The 13171-nt window shown below is 32.8% G+C and carries 11 protein-coding genes; all 11 read left to right on the top strand.

Annotated features, from left to right (window positions below; genetic code table 11):
• Positions 1–14 precede the first annotated feature (14 nt).
• The 11 genes from rfbF to C8D73_RS10365 all read left to right on the top strand — a co-directional run bounded on the left by rfbF (position 15) and on the right by C8D73_RS10365 (position 13006).
• Positions 15–794, top strand: a complete 780-nt coding sequence (gene rfbF, locus C8D73_RS10415) for a glucose-1-phosphate cytidylyltransferase (protein ID WP_113078162.1) — start codon at positions 15–17, stop codon at positions 792–794.
• A complete protein-coding gene (rfbG, locus tag C8D73_RS10410) occupies positions 782–1852 on the top strand; it encodes a CDP-glucose 4,6-dehydratase (protein ID WP_370835227.1) in 1071 nt (356 codons plus the stop codon). The genes rfbF and rfbG overlap by 13 nt, the downstream gene beginning before the upstream one ends.
• A 39-nt stretch (positions 1853–1891) precedes the next feature.
• Positions 1892–2932, top strand: a complete 1041-nt coding sequence (locus tag C8D73_RS10405) for a beta/alpha barrel domain-containing protein (protein ID WP_170123211.1) — start codon at positions 1892–1894, stop codon at positions 2930–2932.
• Positions 2925–4646 (top strand): thiamine pyrophosphate-binding protein, encoded by a 1722-nt coding sequence (locus C8D73_RS10400; protein WP_113078159.1) that lies wholly within the window; start codon positions 2925–2927, stop codon positions 4644–4646. Before C8D73_RS10405 ends, C8D73_RS10400 begins: the two co-directional genes overlap by 8 nt.
• Before the next feature lie 20 nt (positions 4647–4666).
• The gene (locus C8D73_RS10395) at positions 4667–5671 is read left to right on the top strand and encodes an NAD-dependent epimerase/dehydratase family protein (RefSeq protein ID WP_113078158.1); all 1005 of its coding nucleotides are present in this window, start codon (positions 4667–4669) and stop codon (positions 5669–5671) included.
• Positions 5672–6685 (top strand): glycosyltransferase family 8 protein, encoded by a 1014-nt coding sequence (locus C8D73_RS10390; RefSeq protein WP_113078157.1) that lies wholly within the window; start codon positions 5672–5674, stop codon positions 6683–6685. It begins immediately after the preceding gene.
• Positions 6686–6760: 75 nt separating this feature from the next.
• Positions 6761–7558, top strand: a complete 798-nt coding sequence (locus C8D73_RS10385; protein WP_113078156.1) for a 6-hydroxymethylpterin diphosphokinase MptE-like protein — start codon at positions 6761–6763, stop codon at positions 7556–7558.
• Positions 7555–8631, top strand: a complete 1077-nt coding sequence (locus C8D73_RS10380; protein WP_113078155.1) for a glycosyltransferase family 9 protein — start codon at positions 7555–7557, stop codon at positions 8629–8631. The genes C8D73_RS10385 and C8D73_RS10380 overlap by 4 nt, the downstream gene beginning before the upstream one ends.
• A gap of 12 nt (positions 8632–8643) precedes the next feature.
• Complete coding sequence (locus tag C8D73_RS10375; protein ID WP_113078154.1) at positions 8644–9915, top strand: O-antigen polymerase; 1272 nt, start codon at positions 8644–8646, stop codon at positions 9913–9915.
• Positions 9912–11330: an O-unit flippase-like protein gene (gene wzx / locus C8D73_RS10370; RefSeq protein WP_113078153.1), complete on the top strand. Its 1419-nt coding sequence runs from the start codon at positions 9912–9914 to the stop codon at positions 11328–11330. The genes C8D73_RS10375 and wzx overlap by 4 nt, the downstream gene beginning before the upstream one ends.
• A 152-nt stretch (positions 11331–11482) precedes the next feature.
• Positions 11483–13006 (top strand): capsule assembly Wzi family protein, encoded by a 1524-nt coding sequence (locus C8D73_RS10365; protein WP_170123210.1) that lies wholly within the window; start codon positions 11483–11485, stop codon positions 13004–13006.
• The last annotated feature ends 165 nt before the right edge of the window (positions 13007–13171 follow it).

The raw sequence follows: 13171 nt of genomic DNA, 5'->3' as shown, positions 1-13171 counted from the left end.
GGAGGCTTCTTATTATGAAAGTAGTTCTTCTTGCCGGGGGATTGGGAACACGTATAAGTGAAGAAAGTCAATATAAACCAAAGCCGATGATTGAAATTGGTGGGATGCCTATTTTGTGGCATATTATGAAAAGCTATTCATTCTATGGTTTTAATGATTTTATTATTTGCGCTGGTTATAAACAGCATATGATCAAAGAATGGTTTGCCGATTATTTTTTGCATACCAGTGATGTTACGTTTGACTTTACCAAAAAGAACGAAATCGTGATACACAAGCAACACACGGAACCTTGGAAGGTAACAGTTGTTGATACCGGATTAAATACGATGACTGGCGGCAGGGTAAAAAGGATTCAAAAATATATTGGTAACGAAACTTTTATGATGACTTATGGCGATGGTGTATGTGATGTCAATATTCAAAAACTGTTGGATTTTCATAAAGCCCATGGGAAATTGGCAACACTTACTGCTGTTATGTTGGAACAATCCAAAGGTATTTTGAATATTGACGGTGATAATGCAGTAAGATCATTTCGTGAAAAATCTATTGCGGATAGTTCACCGATTAATGCTGGATTTATGGTATTGGAACCACAAGTTTTTGATTATCTGGAAAATGACGCGACTGTTTTTGAAAGAGGTCCGCTTGAAAAATTAGCTGCAGCCAATGAGCTTATGAGCTATATTCATAAGGGCTTTTGGCAGTGTATGGACACTAAACGTGAAAAAGATGAATTAGAAAGCTTATGGTCTACCGTTAAAGCACCATGGAAGGTATGGGGAGAATGAATATATTTTCTGAGTTTTATAAAGGGAAAAAAGTACTTGTAACCGGGCATACTGGATTCAAAGGAACCTGGCTCTGCAAAATTTTGACTATGCTTGGTGCTGATATTATTGGTTATTCGTTGGAATCGCCTACAGTAGAAGGATGGGAATTTTTTCGCATGGCTCAAATTGAAGAAAAGATAACTTCTATTATCGGCGATATTAGAGATTATAAACATTTAAAAAACGTTTTTGATGAATATCAGCCGGAAATAGTTTTGCATTTGGCTGCGCAGCCACTTGTGTTGGAAGGCTATAAAGACCCGGTTGGGACATACTCTACTAATGTGATGGGGACAGTTAATATTCTTGAATGCGTTAGAAATACCAGTTGTGTGAAATCTTTTTTAAATGTGACAACAGATAAAGTTTATGAAAATAAAGAATGGATTTGGGGATATAGGGAAACAGAACCATTAGATGGTTTTGACCCATATTCGAACAGCAAAAGCTGTTCTGAACTTGTAACGCACTGTTATAAAAACAGTTATTTTAAAGATGAAAAAGTTGCAATATCCACAGCAAGAGCAGGAAATGTAATCGGCGGTGGTGATTTTGCTGAAAATAGAATTATTCCGGATTGTATAAGGGCGGCGTATAAAAGTCAAGAAATAATTGTTCGTAACCCCTATTCTATAAGACCTTATCAGCATGTGTTGGAGCCATTGTATGTTTACCTTATGATAGCTAAAGCCCAATGTGAAAATATTGAGTTTGCGGGCTATTATAATGTTGGTCCGGATGAATGTGATTGTATAACAACAGGCGATCTTGTAGATTTATTTTGTAAAGAATGGGGAAATGGGCAAGCATGGAAGAATGTTTGCAACCAAGGCCCTCATGAAGCACAGTTTTTAAAATTAGATTGCTCAAAGTTAAAAAATACTTTTGGATGGGGACCAAGATGGCAGATAACAGAAGCTGTGGTTAAGACGGTAGAATGGGCTAAGGTTTATGAGCAAAATGACAGTATTGTTGATTGTATGGAAAAGCAAATAAGGTTATTTATGTTAGGTTAAAATTTAATTATGTTTTATGAAAGACTGGGGGCTCATAAAATGTCTAATAGAATACAGATTTTAGATTGTACCTTAAGAGATGGTGGATTAGGATTAGAAGACAGTAAAAAAAATAAAATATCTTCGATGCAGTTCGATTTAGATTCAGTTAACGACATAATTGATAAGTTAGCGAAAAGTAAAGTTGACATAATTGAATTAGGCTCTATTGAAATATCAGAAGAAAATAAAGTTGGATATGCAATTTACAATGATATTGAGTCTATTTCTCAAAAAATACCCCCCAAATATACAAGAAATCAAATGTATGCAGCTTTATATAGAGGGCCAGATACGCCCATAGAAAATATACCGGTTTGGAGTTCAGAATATTGTGAAGCAGTAAGAGTTATTATTCGCTATTCTGAACTTAAAAAATCTTTAGATTTTTGCAAAGCTTTGGCCAACAAAGGTTATAAAGTATTCATTCAACCCATGTTAACAATGCGTTACAGTGAAATAGAAATACAGATGGTAATTGATGCAGCAAACGCAATGAATGCTTATGCAGTATATTTTGTTGATAGTTACGGCTATATGCATGAAAATGATGTGATTAGATTTTTTAAGAGATTTGATGGAAGCTTGGATGATTCTATAAAAATTGGATTTCATGCACATAATAATATGAATCTTGCTTTTGCAAATGCTCTTACTTTTATTAAACAGGAATCAGATAGAAAGATTATAGTTGATGCTTGTATTGCAGGAATGGGTCAAGGTGCAGGAAACTTACAGACAGAAATAATTATAGAACATATGATTAAAAATTATGGCTATGAATATAACTTTACGTCAATTTTAGAAGCGTGCGAAGTTATTGAAAAATACGTTGCTAACAATTTGTGGGGATATTCTGTAACGAGATTTTTGCCAGCAATACATAAAACAGCATACAAATATGCGATTGCTTTGCGTGATATTTATGGACTTGATTTTAAAGAAATTGATTATGTTTTAAAGTCTATGCCAGACAATTTAAGACATAGATATACACCTGAAAACACTTTAGAAATTTTAAGGATTGCTGGTTATGAGTGAACATGCGACTTGCTTAGTAAAAGGATCTGACTATATTGTCAGCTTTTTAATTGATAATGGTGTTACTGATGTTTTTGGTATTCCAGGCGGAGTTGTATTAGATTTTTTATATGCATTAGACAAGAGGAACCAAGACATTACTGTGCATTTAAATTATCATGAACAAAGTTCTGCGTATGCTGCTTGTGGATATTCACAAGTTGAGGGTAAATTAGGTGTTGCATATGCTACTAGGGGACCTGGAGTTACTAACATGATAACAGCTATTGCAGATGCATATTATGATTCTATTCCTGTTATGTTTATTACGGCTCACTCATATTGCAATAAATATAAAAATATGCGAGTTGAGCAGGATCAAGAAATAGATTTAGTTCCAATGATATCCCAAATTACTAAATATGCAAAACGTGTGGATGAGGGAAATGATCTACCAACTGAACTTACAAAAGCATATAATTTAGCCATTAGCGGAAGAAAAGGCCCCGTTTTTTTAGATATTTCAAATAATATATTATCTAATGAAATAACAATTAAAAGTGAAAAATATATAGATGAAAGCAATGTGGAATCAATTAATGTAAAAAATATAACAGAGTACATCAGGATGGCATTAGAAAATTCGGAAAGACCGATACTTCTGATTGGAGACGGAATAAGGAATTTAAAGGCTATATCAAACCTTAAACAGTTTGTTGAGAAGGTAGAGATACCAGTATTGTCTAGTCGTTTTTCACATGACATAATGCAGAATTCTTTGATGTACTTTGGTTATATCGGCAGTCACGCTACACGATATAGTAATTTTATTTTAGCGAAGTCTGATCTTATTATTTCAATTGGAAATAGAATGTCATTTCCTTTAAGTTCTCAAAGTTTTAGACCGATTGTAGAAAACAAAAAAATAATAAGGGTTGATGTAGATAATAATGAATTATTGAGAAAAATTCCAAATTGCAAGAATTTTAATGTGGATATAAACACACTTTGGCCGCAACTTATTAACACAAAGCTAACTTATAAATATAAAGAGAAATGGCTTTCAGTTTGTTGTCAACTAAGAGAAGTTTTGTTTAGCCACGATATGGACTACCCATCAGAAATGATTGGCCGTATATTAGATAATATTAATGAAAATACAGTTATTATAAGTGATGTTGGAAATAATGAATTTTGGTTATCAAGAGCAAGTGTGTTTGCTAAAAGAAAAAATCGTGTTCTTTACTCAAAATCATTCGGATCACTTGGATGTTCTTTGCCTAAGGCTATAGGTGCTTATTATGGAACACGAAAACCAGTAGTTTGTTTTACTGGTGACCAAGGGTTTCAATTTAATATCCAGGAACTACAATTTGTGGTTCAGCATAAATTGCCAATAATGATTGTCATATTAAATAATCACTCATCTGGTATGATACGCAGCAGAGAAAAACAGTTATCTTATCCAAAGTACCTCCACACTACAGAAGATAGCGGATATAAAGCAGTAAGTTTTAATGAAATAGCCAAAGCATATAACTGTGAATATTATGCGCATACAGATACAAAAGAAAAATTTGATGAAATGATAAGTAAGGTGGTAAAACCGTGTATTGTGGAGATTTTTGTAGATGAAACAACAGAAATTTCACCAATATTGCTTAAAGGCAATGAGTGTCAGAAACTCACACCGAATCTTCCAAAAGAAATGTATAAAAAATTAAATGAATTATAAGGATTTTATAGGAGAAAATTATGAAGTCTTTTTCAGGGAAAACAGTTCTGGTTACTGGTGCTACAGGACTAATTGGTAGTCATATAGTGTATGAACTGATGAGTATGAAAAATGTGCGGGTTATTGCACTTGGCCGAAATATTGAAAAAATAAAAAAAATTTTTAAAGATTACATTAACAATGCAAATTTTTATTATGTCGTTCAAGATGTATCTGATCCAATAGATTTAAAAAATATAGAAGTAAATTATATTTTTCATGCAGCCGGTCCAATGGAAAATAAAATAATTGATAAATATCCCTTGGAAGTAATGAAACCGAATATTATGGGTGCGATTAATTGTCTTGAATTTTTAAAAAAGCAAAAAGAAGAAAGAAGTGTAAGCGGCAGGATGGTAATTTTTTCTTCTGTAACGATTTATGGGAATATAACGGGTAATGATTTAGTAGTAGGAGAAGAGGATACTCAAGTTACTATACCATTAGACGCTTCGAACGCGATATATTCTCAATCAAAACGGATGTCAGAAGTTATTTCCAGAGCTTATAGCAAACAATACGGGCTTGATATAGTCATTGCCAGATTAAGTACTGTTTATGGAAATACATTTTTTAAACCGGAAACGGCTTTTTTTGAATTTATAAACAGGGCGCTTTCTGGAGAAAATATTACATTAAGGGATTCTGGGGTGGCTAGACGTGACAATATTTATATAGACGATGCAGTTTCAGGGATTTTGCTTCTGGGGTTAAATGGTACTAATTGTGAAGTATATAATGTTTCGTCTAATGGTGAAATGGGGAATTTTGCTGCTGTTGATGAGATAGCGTCCATAATTATTGACCTGGTTAATGAAAAATATAATATTAATATAAAATTAATTAATCAAAGCAGTAAGAATAAAATTAGGAGATCAGGTATTGTGTTGAGCAATATAAAACTCAAAAATTTAGGCTGGAATGTTAAAACAAGCTTGCGTGAAGGAATAGCAAAGACCTTAAAAGTGTTTGAGGAGAAAAAATAAATGAATGTGGTATATCATAGCAGTGATTCCTTTGCGGTTGTTACAGGAGTCTCAATTACTTCATTATTCGAAAATAATAAGAGTGCAGACACAATAAATGTGTGGTTGATAGAACATGATATCACACAGGAAAATAAAAATAACCTTATCAAAATAGCGAATAAATATGAACGTAAAATATATTTTATTCCTATGCCTGACATCAATAGTAAATGGCATTTAAATCTGAAGATGATTAAGGATGAATGGTTATTTGATTCATATGTCAGACTTTTTTTAGATGATATTTTACCCGTATCAGTTGAAAGAGTATTGTACTTGGATGGAGATGTACTAATTACTGATTCTCTACAAGAATTGTGGCATATTGATTTACAGGGAAAGTGTGCAGCAGCAGTTACAGACAGTATTGGGGAAAGTTACTATGAAATGTTTAGGCTTTCTAAAAACGCACGTTATTGCAATAGCGGTGTTATTTTGATGGATTTAATCAGATGGCGTAAACAAAAAATAGGTGATAAAGTTGCTGAATATGTACGAGAGCACAATGGTTATGTGTTTTTTATGGAGCAAACAGTTTTTAATGCCGTACTGGATTCCCAAATATATATTTTGCACCCACGTTATAATGTATTTTCTTTAATGCAATGTATGAGTTACGATGAGCACATGTATCTACGTCGACCGGAAAGGTTTTATGCAAAAAAATTTATACGAGAAGCAGTTGAAAAGCCGTGTTTAGTACATTTAACGACATGTTTTTTTATAATTAACAGAGCTTGGATAAAAAATAATAATCATCCTTTTAAAGAGATATATTTAAAATATAAGGAAATGACTCCATGGGAAAAAGAACCATTATCGGCGGATAAGCGCAAGAGTAAAAAGAAGATAGTTGATTTTTTTGTGATGCATTTACCAAGACCATTCGTAATTTTTGTTGCTTCTTTTTTATATAGATATTTACGTGTATGGAAAATAGGCAGTGCTATGAAAAAGTTCCAAGTATATTGATTGGCTTGTTAACCTATTGTAAACAACTTAAAAAAGCTGACATAAAATTTAAAGATAGTGTTGAGATGAGAAAAGATGAATATAAACATTAGGAAGATTATATATAAATTTTCTTTTATTCATAATATGTGCATAAAACATGTTCAAAATAAAAATTTAAAATTTTATAGGAAAATATGTAAAAAAAGGAAAGGAATAGCTGAATTAAATTTAAAAAATAAGTTTAAAAACAAGAGATGTTTTATTGTAGGAAATGGGCCTAGTTTAACTGTGCAGGATTTAGATAGGCTTGTTGGTGAAGATTGTTTTGCGGCAAATTTAATTTTTAAAATTTTTGATAAAACAAAATGGCGGCCCAAATTTTACTGTATACAAGACAGGTATGCCAGAATAGGTGATTTTTTAGATAAGACAGATTTAGAATATATATTTGTTGGAAGTTATTTTTGGCGGACTAGAAATTTTAATAATAAAAATGCATATTGTTTTCATAGTAAAAGAACTGCAAAAAATGAAGATATAAAGTTTAGTTTTGATCCGGAAGAATACGTCTATGATGCATATACTGTTACATATACTATGCTTCAGATGGCAGTTTTTATGGGATATAAAGAAATCTATTTGTTGGGTATAGATCATAATTATTCACGGATTATTGAGAAAAACGGCGGAGTTAGAGTAGCGGATACAGTAAAAAGTCATTTTTTTAAAGATGATAATCCGGCAGAAGTCATTGCCAATATATATATGATGGAAAAAGGTTATTACAAGGCAAAATCTGTATCAGATGAATTGGGGATAAAAATTTATAATGTTACACGTGGCGGGAAATTAGAAATTTTTGAAAGATATGACTTAGAGGAGATAATATGAAAAAATTTTTATTAAATGCTAGTAGCGGAATCGGAGATATAATGTTTTTTTTACCCGCGGTACTGGCGTTAAAAGAAACATATCCGGATTCTCAAATAGGCTTTTTGTTTAGGGGTGATGAAACCACTAAACAAACAGTTTCTAGTATTTTAAGTATTGCACATAATAAGATTGATGATCTTCAATACTATAATAATAGTAATTTTATACATAATTTCAAAGTGTTATTACAGCTAAAATTACAAAAATACGAATATGGTATGATTTTAAAATATGATGGTCAGAGTAAATCAGTTTGGGCAGCTCTGATATTAAAACTTGTAGGTTGTAAAACAATTGCATTAGATGGATATGTTAAAGAAAATCAATATATCGATAATATTGTTCCTGTAGCAAAAAGAGAAAATATTCATAATGTTGACAGATGCTTTGAGTGTTTGAAGTATTTTGGAATAAATTCTGAATATAACGAAAATATATATTATCGTCGGATATTTAATAAGGAGAAAATTGAAAAAACATATACGCAATTGAATTTAGGATTATCTAATGAAGAATTTATTGTATTATGTGTGGGTGCTAATAAAGTTAGCTTTAAAATAAATGGTAAATATAAATCAAATGATGTTAAAAATTGGCCCATAGAAAACTGGATTGTACTTGCTAATTCATTGAATAAAGAAAATATTAGAGTTGTTTTAGTTGGTGGGAAAAATGATATTAAGAAAATTATAGATTGTAAAGAAAGATTAGATAATAGTATTTTAAATTTGGTAGGAAGAATGAATATTGCAGAAAGTATTAGTATTTTAGAGTATGCTAAAATGGTTGTTGGATGTGATACGGGATTAATGCACTGTGCAGCATCACTAAATAAAAGAACACTAATGTTGCTAGGTGGTATAACTCCTATACAGGCACAAGGATATGGTAAAAATAGCGAGTCTATATATCTGCACAAGCAATGTTCGCCATGCTTTGGGACTGGAAAGGATGTTTTTTGTAATGACCCCGTTTGTATGAAAGAAATTAGCGTAGAAAATGTATTAGAAAGAATATTAAATATATGTTAGGCGGTGTTTTATATGATGTATATTGAGATATATTTTCTAATGCAATTGATAATATTGATAACATTGATTGTGTTATATAGAAAAGATTATATTGCTCCTGAAGTTATTTATTCTGCTTCTATGGTTCTTTCTTCGTTTTCGTATATACAGTTAAAGGATTATTGGGGTAGAGATATATCCAAGGAAACTTTTGAAGTAATGTTGGCATCTTCATGCATATTTATATTTATTACTTTGGTTTCACGGTTCTTTTTTAAAAAGACAAGCAATAATAGTGTAAGTGAGTATAATATAAAAATTTCAAATATATATTTAGCAGGAAGTTTTTTTTTGGCTACTATAAATATTATATATACGATAAGCTTTATAGGTAACGTTGGAAGCGTATTAGAATATAAGGAATTACTTTCATTCAAACAGCTAGAAAATGTATTCATATTAAAACAATTAAATAAAATAATTTTAGCATATGTATATATTGCTATATATATATTAGTCAATAATGTAGTTTTACGACATGAAAAAATAGCACAACAAAAAATATTGTTCTGTAATATTGTTTATTGTATTATCTCAGTAGTTGTCGTTTCATTGTCAAGACAACCATTTATTGAATATTTATTATATTCAATAGTAATTTATTTTTATTTAAAAAATGGCTCTGATGTCACTGGTAATTCTGTTTTAACTATTTTCAAAGTTCTATTATGTTGTTTTTTATGTGTTCCATTTTTTTATTATGTTGCTGGGTATATAGGGCGGGATTTTGAACGGATTAGCAGTTATGGAGCTTTTTTTTATGTAGGGTTATATCTAAGTTCTGGTATCAATTTTTTTAATGTAATTATTATGCCTAATCCAGCAATTACAGAATATTTTGGACAATCAAGTCTTTCTGCAATATATTATAATTTTTTAATAGGAAAGGTTTTGCCGGACAATGTTGTTGATATGACATACCATGAGTTTTCAACTGAATATGGAAATACAGTAACAATTTTTGGCAGGTGGTATGAAGATTGGGGAACTAGTGGCGTATTTATAATGATATCATTGATTGCTTGCTTTTATTCATATTTTTATTATAGTAATGTAAGAAATAATAGCGATAATAAATTTTATGGAATTTTATATGCTAAGATTATTTTAGCTCTGGCATGGGCTGGATATGATGATAGAATAGCTCCATTGCTTTCCGTTAATATATTTTCAATCTTATTCTTAATGTATCTAATGTATATATTGATTGTTATAAAAAAAATCAAGATAAGGATGAAAGTATGATGATAGAGATAAAAGGCAAGGATATCGTTTGGAGTTATTTGGGTGCACTCTTATCAATGGCTGCAAATATAGTTATGATACCTTTTTTAGTTTATTATTTAGATGAAAATTTATTAGGGCTGTGGTATGTTTTCTGTAGCATTGGTGCCATGACAGCATTATTTGATTTTGGATTTGCTACTACTTTTGCTCGTAATATTACGTATTGCTTTAGTGGAGCGAAAAAGCTTTGCAAAGAAAATATAGACGAATCTGGTTTATCAGATATTGATTGGCAATTGATGAAAAACATATTATATGCATGCCAGAAAATATATTTTTTTATTTCCAGCATAGTAATTATTTTATTAATGACATGTGGAACTATGTATATACAATATATTTCAACCGATGTTAATGGCTATAACCATTATTTTGCATGGGTTATTTATGTATTTGCTATTTTCTTAAATTTATATTACGGGTATTATGCAGCTTTTTTACGTGGGGTAGGGGCGATTGTTGATGTAAATAAAAATATTGTTTATTCAAGGATACTACAACTTCTAGCTACTGTGGTGCTACTATATTACGGATATGGACTTATAAGTGCTTGTATTGGATATTTAGTTTATGGATTTACATTTAGATATTTAGGTAGAATAAAATTTTATCGTTATCAAGGAATAGGGAAAAAATTATATAAATATAAAATTGAGAATAAAAAAGCTTCTGAATTAATTCATATTGTATGGCATAATGCTTGGAAAGATGGTGTAGTATCTTTTAGTAATTACTTTTCTGATCAAGCAAGTGTTATTATTTGTTCTCTATACCTTAGTTTGACTGATACGGGTATGTATTCATTGACTATCCAGATTGCTACTTCAATAGGTTTAGTTGCCACTATTTTATACGCTGCAGAACAACCGGAATTACAATCGGCATATATTAGCAATGATAGAAAACGGATAATAGATATCATGTCTACAATTATAGTGACATTTATATTTTTGTTTGTGACTCTTCTAATTCTTGTCATTTTTGTCGGAATACCAGTTTTAAATATTATAAAACCAGATATCAATATTTCTATAAGACTATTGCTTTTTTTATCTTTATATCAATTTATATTAAAGTTCAGAAATTGTTATACGTCATATTTTTCCTGTACAAACAGGATTCCGTATTACAGGAGTTTCATAATATCTTCTATTTTAACAATAATTTTAGGAGTTGCATTAACAGGATATTTTAATTATGGTGTTTATGGCCTTGTAATTGCACAGTTATTTAGTCAAATCGTTTTTAATATGTGGTATTGGCAGTATAAAGTACATTTAGAATTAAGAATCAGTTTTTGGTGTTTTTTTAAAAATGGCGTAGCAATCTTAGTGAATTCTTTAGGTAAAATTATTTGTATAAAACCCCAATAATGCAATTAAAATTATTTAATAGCGAAGTTATGATTAAATATACTAAACTTAAAAATTTATGTTATTCCAGCCTCTGCTGGACGTTGCCATTTGCGTGGAAAGTGTCAGTTATTAAAAGTTCGGAGTTAGTAATTTTAGGAGGCGTACATAGGATGAATAAGTTTTTAATGGCGGGTATAGTTGCCGCAATGGCAGCAGCTACCAGTGTGGCAACAGCGTCGCCGCTGGTAACGGCAAATGTGCCGCTGGACAGCAGATATTACAGATATATCGACAAACTGGAAGGAATGGGTTATATCAAAGACATGCCGACAGGCACCAGACCTTACAGCCGTCTGGATATGGCAAAATGGATCATGGAAGCACAGCATAAAGCACAGACGAAACCAATGCCAGGCTATCTGAAAACTTATTATGAAGAAATGCGCGCCGATCTGGCAGAAGAAATTGCTTATTTACAGGGTGCAAATACAGACTATGGCAGCAACATCAAGCTGCGTGCTGTCGAAGCCAGGCTGGCTTATGGCGATATGCGGCAGGATTCCTATCGCTACCGTAAGGGTATCAATGCTTCCTGGCAGCCGCTGAACCGCAATAACAACGGCTATAGGTATGGCGACGGCATTAATATTATCGGCGCAGCAGAGATCTTCGGCAGTTTGAATAAAGATCTGGCTCTGAGCCTGACGCCAAGGTTCAGCTATGATAAAGATCAGCATGGTGACGCCAGTATTGAAGAAGGCTATGTAAAAACACATCTGGGCGTCTGGGGGATAGAACTTGGCAAGCAGGCTGTGCAGTGGGGGAAAGCTCCCTTTGCTATGAGTAACAATGCAACGCCGCAGACGATGCTCAAGCTGAATCTACTGGAACCGCACACCTTTGATAACGGGTTTTTAAAATTTCTGGGCAAAGCTAATGTCAACGTTTTTTACAGCCGTTTGGAAGGTAATCGGGTAGACAAAGCGCATACTGCCGGGATAGCAAACTGGCAGTGTGAAAAGGATCATGCCGGGCTGCTGGGAGTAAGGGTTGATATAGTGCCGACAGATAACTTGTCTTTAGGTCTTGAACGTGTATCCATGTTCAAGTCTTTAAATAAGCATTGGATACTGGGTGATAATGCCGAGAGTGACGACCAGTGGAACGATATTGGCGGTATAGACCTGCGTTACCGTTTTCCTGGTGTCCAGCTTTACGGCTCTTTGTATGGCGAAGATCAGGCCGGCGGGTTCCCCAGTGAGCATGCCCGCAGTGTCGGTGTGTATTTCCCGCAGCTGTTTGGCGGTGACGGTTGCTGGGATATGCGTCTGGAGCTGAGTGATACTAATAATTGGTGGTATGGACACTGGTATCTTGTTAATGGCTGGACCTATAAAGACGATATTCTGGGTGATGCCATGGGTAAAAATACCAGAAAATATTATGGCAGTATCAGCCATTATCTGGCTAACGGCGACAGGATCGGTTTGGAATATACCAGTATGGATATGGACCGTGCTGCTGCCAGTAATCCGCGTGTACATGAAGTGCAGCTGACCTATGCGAAAAAGCTGAATAAGTCTTTGTATATGGATAGCGTACTTGGATATGCCAAAATCAAAAATGCGGATTATACCAGTGGACGCAGTGACAGCAGCAAACTGGTAGCTGTAGGCTTGCGCTGGGAATATTGATAGAGTTACAGAGCAACGGTCAGTAAGTAAAAGCAGTATTTTTTAAAAATAAAGATAGGAAGATTTTAGAATGTATATCAAACGCCATTTGGAGACGACAATTGAAAAACTGAGCGGTTGTTGTAAGGTACTTCTGGTTACTGGGCCGCGTCAGGTAGGAAAGAC

Origin of the sequence: Phascolarctobacterium faecium DSM 14760, assembly GCF_003269275.1 — a bacterium.
GTDB lineage: Bacteria > Bacillota > Negativicutes > Acidaminococcales > Acidaminococcaceae > Phascolarctobacterium > Phascolarctobacterium faecium.
The sequence above is the reverse complement of the archived record's forward strand: the minus strand, read 5'-3'. Positions and strand labels throughout refer to the sequence as shown.